This window comes from Novosphingobium sp. 11B (assembly GCF_054589055.1).
In genome coordinates this window covers 1-19046 of the sequence record NZ_BAAILP010000096.1, presented here as the reverse complement: position 1 = coordinate 19046, position 19046 = coordinate 1, and the positions used below count along the sequence as shown (strand labels likewise).

The following is a 19046-nucleotide window of genomic DNA, read 5'->3' as shown; positions in this document are numbered from 1 at the left end:
CATCCCAGCGAAGGCTGGGACCGCTGGCCGCGCAAAGCCCAACCCTCGACAGGGCGTTTGAACGATAGTTGGCCGTAACAGGCCAGCGGTCCCAGCTTTCGCTGGGATGACGACGCCGTGCGTGCAGTTAGCGCACGCGGAAATACCCGCTGGCGAGTGCGGGCCATTACGCCGGGGAAATCAACGCATCCGAAGGTAACATCGGGTCGGCGTCGGGAGCGTCCTCACCGGGACGCGGGGTTTTGTTTTCCGTGAAGCTCTGGCGAGCGGCCGGGTAACTCACGGTGCAGCCCGGCTCGACCTGTATTCCATCGGACTTGTCCCATGTGGCCATCGTTAGGGTTCGCAGCGTTATCGGCCGAAGGCTATCCGGGATGGCCCTCCCATGTCCTGCCGTGTGTCGCAGGAACGTATGGACGGCGTTTCCGGTAGCGCAGAGACAGTCCGGGTCTTCGAACGGACGCGTGGGTTGCATGGCCACGGCTGAAACCGCATCCCGGCCCACGACGCCGACCCGATACACCGAAGCAATGTGATCTGCACCGCTCCGGATGCTGGGGCATATAACCCATTTGGTTAACAATGTCAAGTCTCAACAAGAGCCGCAAGCATTCGTTCCCGCTTTACGGCATCCACGCCCAGCGCCTGTTCCAGATAGGCATCGAACGTGCCGTATCGTTCCTCGACCGCTTGCCACGCGGCTTCCAGATAGTCGGGCTCGACGCCCATCAGCACCTGCAGCACGGCATCGTCGAGTTGGCCGGTGATCGCCCGGATCGCCTCCGCACCCGAGGCGATGCGCGCCTTGACGTTTCCGGCACTGTTGGTGAGCAGATAGTCCGCCATGATGTCATCGCGGTGGATACCCAGCGCAGCGTGCAGCATCGCGACCGCAATCCCGGTGCGATCCTTGCCCGCCATGCAATTGACCAGGCTGGGTCCCCGCCCCCGCGCCAGTTCGTCGAACCAGTCCCGTATCATCGCCTGCAGTTCAGGCCGGAAGCAGATGCCCCCGTAATTGCGCGTCAGGCTCTCGCGCGTGGACTGCGCGGTACGCTGCCGGGTCGTCTTCGCCGCGGCCAGATGCGGGGCGTGGCGCAAGTCCGGATCGTTGGCGAAGAACACTCTCGCGGCGAATGTCTGGGGGCGGCGGCAGGGATGCACACTCCGTTCCCTGGACGTCCGCAAGTCGAAGACGCTCGTGAGCCCAAGCGCGGCAATATGCTCGAGGTCTGCATCGGTTGCACCGTGATGCTGGCCGGATCGCCACACCACCGCGCACTTCATCTTCCCGCCCGCAGCAACCGCATAGCCGCCCGCATCGCGGAAATTGTGCACCCCTTCAAGGAGCAGGATACGATCGTTCAAGCGACCCACCGAGCCTCCAGCCATTGCCGAACAATAGCCGTGTTCAGTATCTCTTCTCACACGATCGGGACAGGCTTTTCAGGAACGCCGGGGCGACGATCACCGCTTGCCGACATGCACAAGGCGCGTGCTGCGCAGATGGCCTCGGACGCGGACGTGAGCCTGCGGCGGTAGGTAAAACAGTCCGGAGCCGCGCCATCGGACGCGGCACGAACGGTCAGGCCAGAAGGAAGTACCCAAGCGCGGCCCAGCAGGCCATGCAAAGCAGGATCGCGATCGTCAGGCCGCGCCCGTCATGCTCCTCGCCACGGTCCATGCGCTCTGCGGCGTAGACCATGCCCGCCGACAGGCGCGTGGAGAAATCGCGTCCGCTATCAGGGATACGTTCGAAACGGAGAATATTGTCGTCAGCGACCTTCATAACGCATCCTCAAATGGTCGAGGCGGTTGTCACGCGTGGTTCCCGCGCCATGGCCGCCCGGATCAATCCCGAAAGGGTGCGCCTGTTGACGTCACTCCGATTTCTTTGCTGGGACAAGTTCTACCAGAATCCGTCGCTTTGTTCCAGAATATCCCGAATGCCTCACATCATTTTAATCCCCAATGCGGCAGCGATATTATACTCATAACGAAGGTAATTTTCGTACCGATTGGTGAAATATCCGCACTAAGAAGGTGGAGGGCGTTATTGCGGCGCAAAACGATCGCAAGCCCCGGAAATGCGGTCCAACTGCAATCGTTGCGCAAGTCCGGCATACCGGTTTCGCCGCAGGGCAGCAGCAACAGAACGCGGCTGCGGCGAATCTCGCGGACCGCACGGAGAACGACGACGCGGCCGTCGTCCCTGCGCCGGTTTTCCGTCCGGCTGTTCCGCCGCCGCGCCGAGGTGATTCGGGCGGCGCGACGGATCATCGGCGGTTAAGCTCTCCGCCATCTTGCTGCCGACGCAAGCGCGGCCTAGGAACGGGGCCATGACCGCTCACCCGCGCCTGAAGATCAAGATCCAGATCCATTCCGGCGACGAGATCGCGATGGGACCGGGAAAGGCCGACCTTCTCGATGCAATCCGCGAACACGGATCGATCTCCGCCGCAGGGCGCGCGATGGCGATGAGCTACCGCCGGGCGTGGCTTCTGGTCGATGTCATGAACCGCTGCTGGGATGCCCCGCTGGTCCAGACCGCCCCCGGCCGCGCGGCGACGAGCGGCGCGCGGCTGACCGAACTCGGAGAGGCGGTGCTCGCCCACTACCGCGCCTTGCAGGATGGCATCGCGCACGCCGCGCGCGGTCCCGACTACGACGCGCTCGCCGCACGCCTGCTGCCCGAGCCGCGCGCCTCGCAGAAGGATTGAACGGCACCTTACCGCGCCCGGCTTGCAATCGACCACACGCGATATACTGTCGAATACAATACGCCTTCCCGGAGATTTGTGATGCGCAAGTTCGTGGGCCTGCTGCTGGCGGTCCTGGTCGTCCTGTACGGAGCCGCCGCTCCCGTTAGCGCCGCACCGGGCGGACAACCGCCGCTGGTGCTCGCCGCGGCGAGCCTGCAGGAATCGATGAACGCCGCCGCCGACGCCTGGGCGCGCAAGGGGCATCCGCGCCCGCGCATCTCGTTCGCCGCGTCCTCCGCGCTTGCCCGCCAGATCGCCTCGGGCGCTCCGGCGGACCTGTTCGTCTCGGCCGACGAGCCGTGGATGGACGACGTGCAGGGCAAGGGACTGGTGCGCAAGGGCACGCGCGTCTCATTCCTGCGCAACGACCTCGTGCTGATCGCCCCGCGCGCCAGCACTATCCGCCTGCGGATCGGGCGCGGCATGCCGCTGGCCAGGGCGCTCGGCAACGGGCGGCTGGCGATCGCCGACCCTGCGGGCGTTCCGGCGGGCATCTACGGCAAGCAGGCGCTGACCCGGCTGGGCGTGTGGCCCTCGGTTCAGGACCGGCTCGCCCCGGGGGACAGTGTGCGCGGCGCGCTCGCTCTGGTGAGCCGGGGCGCCGCGCCGCTCGGCATCGTCTACGCGACGGACGCCCGCGCCGATCCCGGCGTGCGCGTGGTCGGCACCTTCCCGCCCGCGAGCCACGACCCGATCAGCTACCCGGTCGCCACCCTGTCCTCCTCCCGCAACCCGGAAGGCGAGGGATTCCGCCGCTACCTGATCTCGGCCGAGGGCAAGGCGCTGTTCCGCCGCTTCGGCTTCGGGACGAAGTAAGGCCCATTGAGCCCGCTATCACTGGCCGAATGGGAGATACTGGTTCTCTCGCTCAAGGTCGGCGGTGTCGCCATAGCGGCGGCGATGCCGGTGTCCTTCGCGCTCGCCTGGGTGCTGGCGCGCTGGCGCTTTCCGGGCAAGGTGCTGGTCGATGCGATGGTCCACCTGCCGCTGGTGCTGCCTCCTGTCGTGACCGGCTGGCTGCTGCTGCTGGCCTTCAGCCCGAACGCCCTGCTCGGCGGTTTCCTCGAGCGCACGCTCGGCCTGACCTTCCTGTTCCGCTGGACCGGCGCGGCGCTGGCCGCCGCCGTGATGGCGCTGCCGCTGATGGTCCGTGCGATGCGCCTTTCTCTGGAAGCGGTCGACCGCCGACTGGAGAGCGCCGCGCGCACGCTCGGCGCGGGGCCGTGGCGCACCTTCGTCACCGTCACCCTGCCTCTCAGCGCCAATGGGGTGCTGGCGGCGCTGGTGCTCGGCTTCGCGCGTTCGGTCGGGGAGTTCGGCGCCACGATCACCTTCGCCTCCAACATCCCGGGCGAGACGCAAACCCTGCCGCTGGCCATCTACAGCGCGCTGCAGGTGCCCGGCTCCGACCTGCAGGTGGCGCGTCTGGCGGGGCTTTCGGTGGTGCTGTCCGTCGCGGCGCTGGTGCTGTCCGAATGGCTGGCCCGGCGCAGCGGGCAGGAGCGGGGTCGCCATGTCGTTTGACATCGCCCTTACCCTGAAACGCGGCGAGCGGCGGATAGACTATGCCTTCGTCGCCGGAGCGGGCCTGACGGCGCTGTTCGGCCCCTCCGGTGCAGGCAAGACCAGCCTGCTCGACGCCCTCGCGGGCCTGCTGCGCCCGGTAGAGGGGCGCATCGCGGTCGCCGGAGCCACGCTGTTCGACAGCGCCGCGCGCATCGACCTCAAGCCCGAGAAGCGGCGCTGCGGATACGTTTTCCAGGACCTGCGCCTGTTCCCCCACCGCTCGGTCCGCCGCAACCTCGAGTTCGGCCGCCGGGAGGGCTCGACGCTCGACTGGGATCATACGCTCGACCTGCTCGGCATCGCCGGATTGCTCGACCGCATGCCCGCGACGCTGTCCGGCGGCGAGGCCCAGCGTGTCGCGATCGGGCGCGCGCTGCTGTCCGCGCCCGAATTCCTGCTCATGGACGAGCCACTCGCATCGGTCGACGTGGCGCGGCGCGAGGATATCCTGCGCCTGATCGAGCGCATTCGCGACGAACTGCGCCTGCCGATCCTCTACGTCAGCCACGACCGCGCGGAAGTGGAGCGGCTCGCGCAGACGATCGTGCCGGTTGCCGGTCCGGGGATTGACGCGGCCTGAGCGCACCGCAAGTCTGGTAACGGGACTTGTCAGTTCTCTCGCGCCAGGCGTCCGCGTATGGGCGTCGCGCGGAAAAACGGAGGGAATCAATGCGCATTCTGGTGGTGGGACCGACGGGCCGGACAGGCAGTCATGTGATCGACGCACTGCGCGGCCGCGATCCCGACGCCGATATCCGGGGCCTGTGCCGCTATCCACAGGAGCCTGCGCGCGCGATCGAAACGGTCCCCGGCAATCTCGACACCGGCAGCGCCAAGGCACGCGCCATCGAGACTGTTCCCGGCAACCTCGATACCGGCACCAGCAGGAAGCGCGCCATCGAGACGGTCCCGGGAAATCTCGATACGGGAAGCGCCAGGGCACGCGCGATCGAAACCGTTCCCGGCAACCTCGACACCGGGAGCGCCAAGGCGCGCGGTATCGAGACTGTCCCGGGCAACCTCGATACCGGCAGCGGCAAGAAGAAGCGCGCGGTGGAACTGGTGGTCGACCCGCTCGAAGGCAGCATCGCCGTGTCGCGCGCGATCGAGACGGTGCCCGGCAATCTCGACACCGGCACGCGCCGGGCCCATTCCATCATCTGCCTGACCGGCGATCTCGAAAACCCTGCCGACCGTGCGCGGGCGGTCGAGGGCATCGACGTCGTCATCCACTACGCCCCCGCCTTCCACCCGCGCGAAGCGGCGATGGGCACCGGGATGATCGACGCGGCGGTGGCGGCGGGCGTCTCGCGCTTCATCTACGTCTCGGCGCTGCATGCGCAAGTCACCAGCGTGCCCGGTCATGCCGCCAAGCTGGCGGTCGAGGCATACCTCGCGGAATCCGGCCTCCAATGGACGGTGCTGCGCCCGCAGACCTACATGCAGAACATCGATGTCGCCGCCGTGCTGGAAGCCGGTGCGCTGCACCTGCCCTTTGCGCTCACGACGCGGCAGGGCTATCTCGACATGGCCGATCTGGCGGATGTGGTCGCCAAGGTCGCGAGCGAGGACGGCCATACCCTCGCGACTTACGATCTGGCAAGCAACGAGGCGCTCAGCACGGCGGAGATCGCAGCCCTCGTCACCACGGTGAGCGGACGATCGGTGACTGCTGGGGAACTCCCCGTCGCACAGCTCGTCGCCGGACTGGAAGCGGCAGGCCCTGCCTTTGCCTACGTCGCCGATGCGGTCACGCGCCTCAACGCCTGGCAGGCCCGCAGTGGCGGCCGGGGCAACCCCGGCGCGCTGCGCTGGCTGCTCGGCCGCGAACCTGCGAGCTTCGAGGACTACGTGCGCCGCAGTCTAACCGAATAAATCAGCCTGCGCCGATCAGTTCGCGGCCGATGAGCATCCGGCGGATTTCGTTCGTGCCTGCGCCGATGTCGAGCAACTTGGCATCGCGCAGGTAGCGTTCGACCGGCCAGTCCTTGGTATAGCCCGCGCCGCCCAGCGCCTGCACCGCCTCGCCCGAGACGCGGAAGGCGTTCTCGCTCGCCAGCAGGATCGCGCCCGCCGCGTCGAAGCGCGTGGTCTGCCCGGCATCGCAGGCGCGCGCCACGGCATAGACGTAGGCGCGCGCGGACTGCAGCGCGACGTACATGTCCGCGACCTTGGCCTGCATCAGCTGGAACGCGCCGATCGGCTTGCCGAACTGCCTGCGCTCGCGAAGGTAGGGAATGACGGTGTCGAGGCATGCCTGCATGATGCCAAGTTGAAGGCCCGCCAGCACCACCCGCTCATAGTCGAGCCCGCTCATCAGCACGCCGACGCCGCCGTGCAGCGGCCCCATGACGTTCTCTTCCGGCACCAGGCAGTCGTCGAACACAAGCTCGCACGTGGGCGAACCGCGCATGCCCATCTTGTCGATCTTCTGGCCGATCGAGAAGCCCGGCATGCCCTTCTCGATCAGGAAGGCGGTGATGCCTTTGGAGCCCTCGCCGGTCTTGGCATAGACGACCAGCGTGTCCGCATACGCGCCGTTGGTGATCCAGAACTTGGTGCCGTTGAGGCGGAATCCCCCGGCGACCGCATCGGCGCGCAGCTTCATGCCGACGACGTCGGACCCCGCGCCCACCTCGGACATGGCGAGGCTGCCGACGTGCTCGCCCGAGATCAGCTTCGGCAGATACTTCGCCTTCTGTTCCTCGGTGCCCCAACGGCGGATCTGGTTGACGCACAAGTTCGAATGCGCGCCGTAGGACAGCCCGACCGAGGCCGATGCACGGCTGACTTCCTCCACCGCGATGACGTGTTCGAGGTAGCCGAGGCCGATGCCGCCCCACTCCTCCTCGACCGTCAGGCCATGGAGGCCGAGCGCGCCCATTTCGGGCCAGAGATCGCGCGGAAACCAGTCCTCGGCGTCCACTTTCGCGGCGATGGGGGCGATGCGCTCGTCGGCGAAGCGGGAGACGCTCTCGCGGATCATCTGCGCGCTTTCGCCAAGGGCGAAGTCGAAATCGGGGGTGGCGCGCATGGGTTCCTCTCCTCTGGCTGCCTGATCTTTGGCAACGCTCCTAGAGCAATATCGATGCAGCGCGAAGACGGAATATTACGAGAGCCCGCGCAATTATGTCTCCGCACCAATTCGCAGCGAGGCGAGCGCCGCGACCAGCAGAGTGCCCGCTGCGAAGGCCATCGTCCAGATCGGCTCGCCGGGGAAGAAGGCCTTCATGATCGAGCCCATCACCGTCGCGACCAGCAGTTGCGGCAGCACCACGAAGACGTTGAACAGGCCCATGTAGATGCCCAGCTTGGACTGCGGCAAGCTACTCGCGAGAATGGCGTAAGGCATCGCGAGGATCGAGGCCCAGGCGATGCCGATGCCGATCTCGCACGCGATCAGGCCCTTGGGATCGCGCAGCAGCAGGAACCCGGCAAAGCCCAGCGCTCCCGCAACAAGGCACAGCGCATGCGTCCGCGCCTTGCCCAGCCGGGCCGAAAGCACCGGCAGCAGCGCCAGCGCGGCGATGGCGGCGACGCCGTTGTAGACCGAGAACAACACGCCGACCCAGTTGCCCGCTTCCTGATAGGCAGCACTCGCGGGGTCGGCCGATCCGAAGTGGTACTGCGCCACCACCGGCGTGGTGTTGATCCACATGATGAACAGCGCCGACCAGCTGAAGAACTGCACGAAGGCGAGCCGCTTCATCAGCGGCGGCATTCCCGCGAAGTCACCGACGATCCCTGCCAGCATCGAAGCACTGCGGCCCGAGCGCGCAAGGCCGATAGCGGCCATGACGGCGATGCCGTAGCCTGCGAGGAGCGCGGCGAGGAGATAGACTTCCTTCTCCAGAGCCCATGCCTTGACGAGCGCCGCAACGACGGCACCGGCGACGATCCACGGCAACCCGTTCCAGATCGGGCGCCCGGCGAGCGCCGCAGCACTGGCGCCCTCCGCCTCCTGCACATCCCCAAACGCCGCTTGCTCCTCGGGCGAGTATTCGCGCGTCGTCAGCACCGTCCAGAGCACGGCAGCCAGCAGCGCCAGTCCCCCTGCCCAGAAGCTGTAGCGTACCGTATCGGGAATCTCGCCGAGGGCCGCCGCGTTGGAGACACCCAAGTGCTCCAGCGCATAAGGAAACAGCGACCCCACCACCGCGCCCGCGGCGATAAAGGCGGTCTGCACGGCATAGCCCGCCGTGTGCTGATCCTTGCGCAGCATATCGCCCACGAAGGCGCGGAAGGGCTCCATCGAGACGTTGAGGCTGGCGTCGAGCATCCACAGCAGCAGCGCCGCCATCAGCAGTCCCGAAGACGACCCGGCGCTCTCCGGCATCGCCAGCAGCGCGATCGTCGCCAGGACGGCGCCCGCGAGGAAGTAGGGACGGCGGCGACCGAGACGGCCCAGCCATGTCCGGTCGGACATGTGGCCGACGATGGGCTGGACCAGCAGGCCCGTCAACGGCGCCGCGACCCAGAGCGCGGGAAGATCGTCGATCCCCGAACCCAGCGACTGGAAGACGCGGCTCATGTTGGCGTTCTGCAGTGCGAAGCCGATCTGGATGCCGAAGAACCCGAAGCTGATGTTCCACAGCCCCGCCCAGCCCTGCCGGGGTTTCTCCGAAGCCATGTCCGTCATCGCGTCCCTTCCCTAAGCTCGCGGACTTGACGCCGCGCAGTCCGCCCGCCTTGCACGATGCGCCGGATGCGACAACATGCATACGAATGCCTAACCGGTCATGCCCAAGCTGATCCGGATGAAACCGGCACCCGTTCCTTCCCGCTCAGGCTGAGCTTGTCGAAGCCCTCTCGACAAGGCACCTGCCTAACTACGCTACCCCGCCGTGCTTCGCCGCACCACCAGACGCGCCGGCAGCGTGCGCGAGGGCGCCGCGCGGTCCGCGATCTGGTCGGCCAGCGTCTCGACCAGAATTTCTCCGGCGCGCCTAAGGTCCTGCATCATCGTGGTCAGCGGCGGGTTGGTCATGCTGGCGGCGGGAAGGTCGTCGAAGCCCATCACCGCCACGTCGCCGGGGATCGACAGGCCCGCCTCGCCCAGCGCGCGCATGGCGCCGATGGCGATGAGGTCGCTGGCCGCGAAGACGGCGTCGAAAATCACCCCTTCGCCAATCACCTCGCGCATCGCCGCGTGGCCCATGTCCTCAAGGTTCACCACGTCGCGTTGCAGGCGCGGGTCCACCGTCACCCCTGCCTCCCCGAGCGCCTCGCACAGCCCCCGGTAACGATCGGCGAACTCGGGATAATGCTCATCCGCCTGCCCGAGAAAGACGATGCGCCGACGGCCAAGGCCGAGCAGATGCTCCCCAGCCAGCCGCCCCGCGCCGAGGTTGTCGGAACCGACCGTCGCCCCGATATTGACCTCGTCCACGCTGCCCCAGCGCACGAAGTGCGTGCCCTGCCCGACCAGTTGGCGCAGACGGCTCTCGTAAAGCGTATAATCCCCGTAGCCGAGCAGGATCAGGCCGTCGGCGCGGTGGCTGTCCTGATAGCGCACGTGCCAGTCGTCCTCCAGCTTCTGGAACGAGATGAGCAGGTCCAGCCCCCGACTGGCGCACTCGCGCGTGATCGCGCCGAGCATGGCGAGGAAGAACGGGTTGATCTTGGAGTCGTCGGGCGACTGTTCCTCGAAGAACAGCAGCGCGATCGTGTTCGAACGCTGAGACCGCAGCGACGAGGCGTTCTTGTCCACCGAGTAGTTCAACTCGCGCGCGATCGCCTCGATCCGCTCGCGCGTAGCGGCGCTGACCGACTTGCTCCCCCGCAGCGCGCGGCTGACGGTGGGCTGCGAGACACCGGCGCGATAGGCGATGTCGAAGCTGGTCGGGCGGTTGGTCGGCTTGCGTCCCATGGTCTCCTCCACCCGATGCTGCGCCGCAACAATGCCACAGCACCAGGTAGCTAACTTCATATAATCACGTAATTACGCGGTATCCTGATCGTTGCATGGAAGACACGCCGCGTTTCCCTCCGGCATCTACGTATACGTATGCCATATTATGCGCAACGTAGGACCGCCTTAAGCAGAGGGGGTCGAATGGAGTCGCGGCAGAAATGCACGGGCTCATCAGGAGGAGATGCCGGGCGCCAGGTGTGCTGTCCCGGCCAGAACAGGGGAGGACACTTCATGTCGCTTCGTAACGAGTTTTCGGCCGCGGGCACTTCGTCCCGCATGGCCATCGCCGCCGCCATGATCGCGGCTGCCCTTCCTGCCGCAGCGTGGGCGCAGGACGCCGCCCCGGCGGAGGACAACGCCAGCGCCGACACCATCGTCGTCACTGGCTACCGCGCATCGCTGCTCAACGCGATCAACCAGAAGCGCAACGCCGAGCAGATCGTCGAGAGCGTCTCGGCCGAGGACATCGGCAAGCTGCCCGACGCCTCGATCGCGGAATCGATCGCCCGCCTGCCGGGCCTGACCTCGCAGCGCGTCAACGGCCGCTCGAACTCGATCGCCATCCGCGGCTTCGCGCCGGACTTCTCGACCACGCTGCTGAACGGCCGCGAGCAGACCTCGACCGGCGACAACCGCGCGGTCGAGTACGATCAGTATCCATCGGAAGTCGTCAGCGCCGTCAACGTCTACAAGACGCCGATGGCCAGCCTCGTCGGCCAGGGCCTGTCGGGCACCGTCGACATGCGCACGATCCGTCCGCTCGACTCTGGCAAGCGCGTCATCTCGGTCGGCGCGCGCGGCACTTATGCCGATCTCGGCAAGCTGAACGCGGGCTCCAAGGACAAGGGCTACCGCCTCAACGCCACGTACGTGGACCAGTTCGCCGATGACACCATCGGCATCGCGCTGGGCGCCAGCTATCTGAACGAGCCTTATCAGGTCCAGGAATTCAACTCCTGGGGCTATGCCGACACGCCCGAAGGCGACAAGGTCATCGGCGGCTCCAAGTCCTACGTGACCTCGACCACGCTCAAGCGCCTCGGCCTCAACGGCACGCTGCAGTGGAAGCCGACGCCGAACCTGACGATGACGCTCGACGGGTTCTACTCGAACTTCAAGGACAACCAGGTCAAGCGCGGCATCGAACTGCCGCTGTACTACGACCCCGACACTGCCTCGCTCGCCAATGCGACGGTGACGGACGGCATGGTCACCTCGGGCACCTTCAACGGCGTCAAGAGCGTGGTGCGCAACGACCTGTTCCAGCGCCACGCCAAGCTCTATTCGTTCGGCTGGAATACCAAGTGGGAAGGCGACGACGGCTGGAAGGCGTTCTTCGACGTCAGCTATTCCAAGACCGACCGCAGCGAACTGACCATCGAGACACTGGCCGGGACCGGCCGCAACACGATCGGCGCGCTCGACAGCATCGGCTTCACCATGACCGACAAGGGCGCGGTGTTCTCGCCCAGCCTCAACTACGGCGACTACAACCTGATCCTGCTGACCGGCCCGCAGGGCTGGGGCGGCGATCAGACCGCCGTGGACGGCACCAAGATCCTCAACGGGCAGGACGGCTACTACAACAATCGCCACATCAAGGATGAGTTGTGGCAGTACCGGGTCGAGGTCGAGCACGAGTTCGAGAGCGGCCTGCTCCACTCGTTCCAGGTCGGCTGGAACTACACCAACCGCTCCAAGACGCTGGTTCCGGAAGAGTATTTCCTCGGCCTGAAGGCCAATACCGATGGCCTCACCAGCGTCACCATCCCCGAGGAATACCGCCTCAAGGGCGAGACGCAGCTCAGCTACCTCGGCCTCGGTCCGGTCGTCAGCTACGATCCGGCAGCGCTGGTGCGGGACGGCATCTATAACCTTGTCGCGAACCCCTACGGCGACGTCATCGTCAAGAGCTACGCCATCCGCGAGCGCCTGATGACCGGCTATATCCAGGGTAACCTCGATGCAGACATCGGCTCGGCGCACCTGACCGGCAACTTCGGCGTGCAGGCGCAGTGGACCGACCAGAACTCGGTCGGTGCCGGTGCCATCCTGCTGCAGCCGCCGGTGAACCCGAACGGCTCGCCCAACATCGGCGCCCGCGTCCGCAAGGTCAGCACCGACTATCTCGACGTGCTGCCCAGCCTCAACCTCTCGCTGCGCTTCCCGAGCGACACCGTGATCCGCTTCGCCGCCGCGCGCGAGATCATCCGCCCGCGCCTCGACGACATGCGCGCCTCGGAGAAGTTCGACTACACGATCACCGGCAACGTGGCCCAGGTCACCGGCGAGTCCGGCAACCCATACCTGCGTCCCTGGCGCGCCAATGCGCTCGACCTGACGTTCGAGCAGTACTTCGGCGGCAAGGGCGTGATCGCGGCGCAGTTCTTCTGGAAGGACCTGAAGAGCTACATCTACAACCAGCAGTCCACCGTGCCCACCGACAGCCTCGCGCTGCAGGACCCGGGCGCAGGCGTGGTGCTGTCGCCGACCGCGCAGTACACGATCCCGGTCAACGGCAAGGGCGGCAAGCTCTACGGCGTCGAAATCGCCACCACCCTGCCGTTCGAGACCATCATTCCGGCACTCGAAGGCTTCGGCGTGACCGGCTCGGTCGCCTATACCAAGAGCAAGATCCAGGCGACGCCGGACTCGCCCTCGGGCGATCTGCCGGGCTATTCGAAGTGGGTCGCCAACGGCACCGCCTACTTCGAGAAGTGGGGCTTCAACGCGCGTGGTTCGGTGCGCTACCGTTCGACGTTCCTGGGTGAAGTCTCGGGCTTCGCCGCCAACCGCGTGCGTCGCCGTGCGGCTGCGGAAACGATCGTCGACGCACAGATCGGCTACGACTTCCAGGCGGGCAGCGCGCTCGAGGGTCTCTCGCTCTACGTGCAGGGCCAGAACCTCACCAATGCGCCGTTCATCACGACCAACCCCGGCGATAGCCGCGAAATTATCGACTACCAGACGTACGGCCGCCGTTTCCTGGCCGGTTTCACGTATAAGTTCTAACTCCCCCCGGCGCCGCGATGGAACCCTCCTCCTCCTGAACGGCGCCACACCGGCGGAACCGTCGAAGTTATCCCTCCCTTCGACGGTTCCGCCTACCTTTCCCCGACGGCCATCCGGAGATCGCCTGTGATGAACCGCCTGATACCTTCTCTCTCGGCCCTCGCGCTGGCCCTCTCCAGTGGCGGTGCGTTCGCCGGGACGGTCGAGGATATGCGCGCCCGCACGCCCGAGCAGGAAGTCATCTACTTCGTCCTGCCCGACCGTTTCGAGAACGGTGACACCTCAAACGATACCGGCGGCCTCAGCGGCGGTAAGCTGCAGACCGGCTTCGACCCCACCGACAAGGCGTTCTACCACGGCGGCGACCTCAAGGGCCTGACCGCGCGGCTGGATTACATCCAGGGCCTCGGCGCCAGCGCGCTGTGGGTCGGGCCGATCTTCAAGAACAAGCCGGTGCAAGGCCCCAAGGGCAACGAAAGCGCGGGATACCACGGCTACTGGATTACCGACTTCACGCAAGTCGATCCGCACTTCGGCACCAACGACGACTTCAAGGCGCTCGTCGAGGCCGCACATGCCCGCGGCATGAAGGTCTACATGGACATCATCGTCAACCACACGGCGGACGTGATCCAGTACAAGGAAGGGGTCGCGGAGGGGTATCCCTATCGCTCCAAGGCGGACTATCCGTTCTCGACCCGGGGCGGCGTGAAGGGTCCGGCGATCAACCCCGGTTTTCTTGGAGAAACGGTGCAAACGCCTGAGAACTGGGCGAAACTGACCGATCCTTCGTTCGCCTACACTCCCGTCGTGCCCAAGGCGGAGAAGGACGTGAAAGTCCCCGCCTGGCTCAACGATCCGATCTACTACCACAACCGCGGCAACACCGACTGGAAGGGCGAGAGCGCGCAGTACGGCGACTTCGTCGGCCTCGACGACCTCGCCACCGAGAACCCGCGCGTGGTCGATGGGATGATCGAGATCTACGGCAGCTGGATCGACCGCTTCGGCATCGACGGCTTCCGCATCGACACCGCGCGCCATGTGAACGCGGAGCTGTGGCAGAAGTTCGTGCCCGCCATGCTGGAGCGCGCGAAGGCAAAGGGAATCAACAACTTCCACATCTTCGGCGAAGTCGCGACGGGCGATTACGACCCTGCCCTGCTCGCCTCGTGGACGCGCAATGCGGGCCTGCCGGGCGTGCTCGACTTCGCGTTCATGCGGGCGGTCGACGATGCTGCCGGCGGCGCCAAGGATGGTGGCACCGAGACGCTGGCGCGGCTGTTCGACGACGATGCCCTCTATGCGGGCGGAAAGGCGGGGGCGCTGCAGCTGCCGACGTTCCTCGGCAATCACGATGCCGGGCGCCTGCCGATGTTTCTCAAGCTGGGTCAACCGCTTGCGAGCAATGACGAGCTGCTGAAGCGCTCGATGCTGGCACACGCCATGCTGCTGACGCTGCGCGGTGTGCCGACGATCTACTACGGCGACGAACAAGGCTTCGTCGGCCATGGCGGCGACCAGTGGTCGCGGCAGGATATGTTTGCTTCCAAGGACTTGCGCCTGACGGACGAACCGCTGCTGGGCACGACCCGCGCGCCCGATGCCGAGCATTTCGATCCCACGCACCCGCTTTACAAGCTGATCGCGCAGCTGGCGACCTTGCGCCGCCAGACCCCGGCGCTGACGGGCGGGATGACCAAAGTTCGCGCCGCATCCGACAAGCCGGGGCTGTTCGCGGTGTCCCGCTTCGATCCGGCTACCGGAAACGAGGTGGTACTGGCCTTCAACACTTCCACCGAGGCGGTCCAAGGCAACCTTGCGGTAGAGCCAAAATCGGCGCAATTCCAGACGCTTACGGGTTCCGCATGTCCGGTGAAGGCCACCGCTCCGGGATCGGTTTCGATCGCCCTGCCACCGCTCGGTTTCGCCGCCTGCGCGGCCCGGCCCTGAGCGACAGAAACCGACATAGCCCGACATAACGACGCCAAGACCCACCAGAGAGCGCCATGACGAACCCAGAAACCTCCTCCAAGACGCCATGGTGGCGCGGCGCGGCGATCTACCAGATCTACCCGCGCAGCTTCGCCGATTCCAACGGCGACGGCATCGGCGACCTGCCCGGCATCACCGCCCGTCTCGACCACGTGGCGAGGCTCGGCGTCGAGGCGATCTGGATCTCGCCGTTCTACCAGTCGCCGATGGCCGACTTCGGCTACGACATTTCCGACTACTGCGCGGTCGACCCGATGTTCGGCACGCTGGAGGAATTCGACGCGCTGATCGCCAAGGCCAAGGCGCTCGGCCTCAAGGTCATCGTCGATCAGGTCTATGCCCATACTTCCGACCAGCACCCGTGGTTCGCCGAGAGCCGGTCCAGCCGCGGCAATGCGCGTTCGGACTGGTACGTCTGGGCCGATCCCAAGGTGGACGGTTCGCCGCCCAACAACTGGCAGTCGGTGTTCGGCGGCCCGGCGTGGCGCTGGGATGCGCGGCGCGGACAGTATTACATGCACAACTTCCTGGCCGAGCAGCCGCAGCTCAATTGCCATAACCCCGAGGTGCAGGACGCGCTGCTGGCGGTGGCGAAGTTCTGGCTGGACCGGGGCGTCGCGGGCTTCCGCATCGATGCGCTCAACCACTCGATGCACGACCCGATGCTGCGCAACAATCCGCCCGCGCCCGATGATGGAAAAGTGCGCACGCGGCCCTACGATTTCCAGTTGCAGGTCTACAACCAGTCGCACCCGGACATCCTGAAGTTCATCGAGCGGCTGCAGGCGTTGATCGCCTCCTATCCCGATACCTATTCGCTGGCCGAAGTCGGCGGATCGCGGGCGATGGAAGAGAAGCGCACCTTCACGCAAGGCCCTGCCCGTCTGGACAGCGCCTACGGTTTCGATCTGCTCTATGCCGACGCGCTGCGTCCCGCGCACATCGCCGAAGTGCTGCAGTTCTGGCCCGACGAACCCGATGCCGGATGGCCGAGCTGGGCCTTCGAGAACCACGACGCCCCGCGCGCCCTCTCCCGCTGGTGCGCGCCCGACCAGATCGACGCCTTCGCGCGGATGAAGATGCTGACGCTGCTCTCGATCCGGGGCAATCCGATCCTGTTCCAGGGCGAGGAACTCGGCCTGCTGCAGGACGAAATCCCGTTCGAAATGCTGCAGGATCCCGAAGCGATCGCCAACTGGCCGCTCACCCTCTCGCGCGACGGCGTGCGCACGCCGCTGCCGTGGATGGCGCAGAGCGAGCATGGCGGGTTCACCTCCTCCGCACCGTGGCTGCCGCTGAGCGAACAGAACCTGTCGCGCGCGGTCGACCGGCAGGAGGCGGACCCGGCTTCGCTGCTCAACCTGACCCGGCATCTGCTGCAGCTTCGCGCCGCCGATCCGGCGCTGCGCCGGGGCTCCGGCGAAGTGCTGCTCGCCGACGAAACGCGCCTCGTGCTGCGCCGCGAACTTGAAGGCCGCAGCGTGCTGGTGATCGTCAACATGAGCGATGCGCCTGCAACATGGCCCGCAGCAATTCCGATCGGCGGCCGCGTTCTGGCCGCCGTGAATAACGCCGAACCCGGTACGCTCCCCGCTTGGGGCGCCTTGTGGATCATCGAAGGAGAAACGGCATGAAGCCGCTCGCCCTGCTGGCTAGTGCCGGCATCGTCATCGCCGCCCCTGCCATGGCGCAGGAGAAGCCCGCCGTCACCGCGCAATCCCCCGACGGCTCGATCGTCCTGACGGTCACCACCGACAACGACAGCCGCCCGATGTGGTCGCTCACCCGCAAGGGCAAGCTGCTGATCGCGCCGAGCAAGCTGGGCTTCATCCTGACGGATGGCCTCAACATGACGCGCGGCTTCGCCATCGAGAGCAGCGATACCGCCAAGGGCGACGACACCTGGGAACAGCCCTGGGGTGAGCGCCGCCTCGTCAAGGACAAGTACAATCAGGTCACCGTCCGCTTCAAGCAGGGCAAGACCTACGGGACGCGGATGATGAACGTCACCTTCCGCCTCTTCGACAACGGCGTGGGCTTCCGCTACGAGATCCCCGAACAGCCGGGCCTCAAGACGATGAAGATCGCCGACGAGACGACCGAGTTCGACATCGTCCCCAAGGGCACTGCATGGTGGATCCCCGGCGGCGAGTGGAACCGCTATGAGCAGGTCTACCAGAAGACCCCGATCGACGCCGTCTCTACCGCACACACGCCGATCACCATGAAGCTGGAGGACGGCACCCATCTGTCGTTCCACGAAGCGGCGCTGGTCGACTATGCCGGTTACTGGTTCAAGCGCGCGACCGGGCAGACCTTCCGCACGACGCTTTCGCCCTCCTCGCGGGGCCCGCGCGTGGTGCGCGATCTGCCCTTCGCGACGCCGTGGCGCACGGTGCGCATCGCCGATGACGCCGAAGGTCTGGTCGACAACGATCTGGAGCTGAACCTGAACGAGCCCAACAAGCTGGGCGATGTCAGCTGGGTGAAGCCCGGCCGTTACATCGGCATCTGGTGGGGCATGATCCGCAATGACTGGACCTGGGCGGAAGGGCCGAAGCACGGCGCCACCACCGAGCGGACCAAGCAGTACATCGACTATGCCGCGAAGCACAAGTTCCGGGGCGTGCTGGTCGAGGGCTGGAACAAGGGCTGGAACGGCGACTGGTTCGGCCACGGCGACGAATTCAGCTTCACAAAGGCGACGCCCGATTTCGACATCGAAGCGGTGACGAAGTACGCCGCCAAGAAGGGCGTCAAGCTGATCGGTCACCACGAGACCGGCGGCAACATCGCCAATTACGAAGCGAACATGGACGCCGGCTTCGCGCTCTACCAGAAGCTGGGCGTGGACACGGTGAAGACCGGCTACGTCGCCGACCATGGCGGCGTGATCGCGAACACCGACTATCCCGGCGGCCCGGTCGGCCCGGTCCGCATGGAGTGGCACGACGGCCAGCGGCAGGTCGAGCACCACCTCGCCGTCGTCGAGGATGCCGCGAAGCACCACATAGCCATCGACGCGCATGAACCGGTCAAGGACACGGGCCTTCGCCGCACGTACCCCAACTGGGTCTCGCGCGAAGGGGCGCGCGGCATGGAGTATAACGCCTGGGGCAAGTTCGCCAACGGCCCGGACCATGAGCCTACGCTGGTCTATACCCGCATGCTGTCCGGCCCGATGGACTTCACGCCCGGCGTTCTGAGCCTCGAAGGCGCGAACGGCCCCCTCGCCTCGACGCTGGCGAAGCAGTTGGGGCTGTACCTCGCGATCTACTCGCCGATCCAGATGGCGGCGGACTTCATCGAGCAACTCGACAAGTACCCGCGCGAGATGAACTTCATCGAGAGCGTGCCGACCGACTGGGCCGAGAGCCACCTGATCGCGGGCGAAGTGGGCGACTATGCGATCTTCGCACGCAAGGACCGCGCTTCGCCGCGCTGGTTCGTCGGCGGCGTGAACGATGCGACGGCGCGCACGGTGACGCTGAAGTTCGACTTCCTCGATGCGGGCAAGAGCTACAAGGCCAGCGTCTGGAAGGACGGCGAAGGCGCGACGTATGAAACCGAAGCGCGCCACAACATCGCCTACGACACGCGCACGGTGAAGAAGGGCGATACCATGGACGTGTGGCTGGCCCCCGGCGGCGGCACCGCGATCCGGCTGGAGCCGCGCTGACGATCCGCATGAAGGCCCCGTCGTCCCGGACTTGATCCGGGACCGGTGGCTGTCTTTAGGCGCGGTTCATCGACCGGGCACCCTGCGCGCAAGTGGGTCCCGGCTCGGCCACCGGTCC

At 66.2% G+C, this 19046-nt stretch carries 15 protein-coding genes; 9 read left to right on the top strand and 6 right to left on the bottom strand.

Features of this window, described 5'->3' with window-relative positions; all coding sequences use genetic code 11:
- Positions 1–585: 585 nt before the first annotated feature.
- The 3 genes from ACYPYD_RS08860 to ACYPYD_RS08850 form a co-directional block, all read right to left on the bottom strand.
- Positions 586–1377 (bottom strand): tyrosine-protein phosphatase, encoded by a 792-nt coding sequence (locus ACYPYD_RS08860; protein WP_459662845.1) that lies wholly within the window; start codon positions 1375–1377, stop codon positions 586–588.
- 208 nt (positions 1378–1585) lie between these two features.
- Positions 1586–1789, bottom strand: coding sequence for a hypothetical protein (locus tag ACYPYD_RS08855; RefSeq protein ID WP_008832158.1), 204 nt, complete (start codon positions 1787–1789; stop codon positions 1586–1588).
- Between the two features lie 167 nt (positions 1790–1956).
- Positions 1957–2280, bottom strand: coding sequence for a hypothetical protein (locus tag ACYPYD_RS08850; protein WP_459662844.1), 324 nt, complete (start codon positions 2278–2280; stop codon positions 1957–1959).
- 59 nt (positions 2281–2339) lie between these two features.
- Between ACYPYD_RS08850 and ACYPYD_RS08845 the strand changes: the two genes are divergently transcribed.
- From ACYPYD_RS08845 to ACYPYD_RS08825, 5 genes are all read left to right on the top strand, one after another.
- Positions 2340–2720: a winged helix-turn-helix domain-containing protein gene (locus ACYPYD_RS08845; RefSeq protein ID WP_036522849.1), complete on the top strand. Its 381-nt coding sequence runs from the start codon at positions 2340–2342 to the stop codon at positions 2718–2720.
- A gap of 81 nt (positions 2721–2801) precedes the next feature.
- A complete protein-coding gene (modA, locus tag ACYPYD_RS08840) occupies positions 2802–3578 on the top strand; it encodes a molybdate ABC transporter substrate-binding protein (protein WP_459662843.1) in 777 nt (258 codons plus the stop codon).
- A gap of 6 nt (positions 3579–3584) precedes the next feature.
- Positions 3585–4286: a molybdate ABC transporter permease subunit gene (gene modB, locus ACYPYD_RS08835; protein ID WP_459662842.1), complete on the top strand. Its 702-nt coding sequence runs from the start codon at positions 3585–3587 to the stop codon at positions 4284–4286.
- Positions 4276–4908 (top strand): ATP-binding cassette domain-containing protein, encoded by a 633-nt coding sequence (locus ACYPYD_RS08830; protein ID WP_459662841.1) that lies wholly within the window; start codon positions 4276–4278, stop codon positions 4906–4908. Before modB ends, ACYPYD_RS08830 begins: the two co-directional genes overlap by 11 nt.
- Before the next feature lie 89 nt (positions 4909–4997).
- Positions 4998–6203: an NmrA family NAD(P)-binding protein gene (locus ACYPYD_RS08825; protein WP_459662840.1), complete on the top strand. Its 1206-nt coding sequence runs from the start codon at positions 4998–5000 to the stop codon at positions 6201–6203.
- Between the two features lies 1 nt (position 6204).
- On the opposite strand, the gene ACYPYD_RS08820 is transcribed toward ACYPYD_RS08825, so the two are convergent.
- From ACYPYD_RS08820 to ACYPYD_RS08810, 3 genes are all read right to left on the bottom strand, one after another.
- On the bottom strand, positions 6205–7362 hold the full coding sequence (locus ACYPYD_RS08820) for an isovaleryl-CoA dehydrogenase (protein WP_459662839.1): 1158 nt from the start codon (positions 7360–7362) through the stop codon (positions 6205–6207).
- A gap of 93 nt (positions 7363–7455) precedes the next feature.
- On the bottom strand, positions 7456–8967 hold the full coding sequence (locus tag ACYPYD_RS08815; protein ID WP_459662838.1) for an MFS transporter: 1512 nt from the start codon (positions 8965–8967) through the stop codon (positions 7456–7458).
- Between the two features lie 195 nt (positions 8968–9162).
- On the bottom strand, positions 9163–10197 hold the full coding sequence (locus ACYPYD_RS08810; protein WP_069709135.1) for a LacI family DNA-binding transcriptional regulator: 1035 nt from the start codon (positions 10195–10197) through the stop codon (positions 9163–9165).
- A gap of 276 nt (positions 10198–10473) precedes the next feature.
- Here ACYPYD_RS08810 and ACYPYD_RS08805 point away from each other — a divergent pair, with 276 nt between their 5' ends.
- The 4 genes from ACYPYD_RS08805 (at position 10474) to ACYPYD_RS08790 (ending at position 18928) form a co-directional block, all read left to right on the top strand.
- Entirely contained in the window at positions 10474–13254 is a 2781-nt protein-coding gene (locus tag ACYPYD_RS08805; protein ID WP_459662837.1) for a TonB-dependent receptor, read from the top strand.
- A 129-nt stretch (positions 13255–13383) separates the two neighbouring features.
- Positions 13384–15207 carry an alpha-amylase family glycosyl hydrolase gene (locus ACYPYD_RS08800; RefSeq protein WP_459662836.1) on the top strand — a complete coding sequence of 608 codons (1824 nt, stop codon included), beginning with the start codon at positions 13384–13386 and terminating at the stop codon, positions 15205–15207.
- A 56-nt stretch (positions 15208–15263) separates the two neighbouring features.
- Positions 15264–16883, top strand: a complete 1620-nt coding sequence (locus ACYPYD_RS08795) for an alpha-amylase family glycosyl hydrolase (RefSeq protein WP_459662835.1) — start codon at positions 15264–15266, stop codon at positions 16881–16883.
- Positions 16880–18928 (top strand): glycoside hydrolase family 97 protein, encoded by a 2049-nt coding sequence (locus ACYPYD_RS08790; protein ID WP_459662834.1) that lies wholly within the window; start codon positions 16880–16882, stop codon positions 18926–18928. Before ACYPYD_RS08795 ends, ACYPYD_RS08790 begins: the two co-directional genes overlap by 4 nt.
- Positions 18929–19046: the final 118 nt, after the last annotated feature.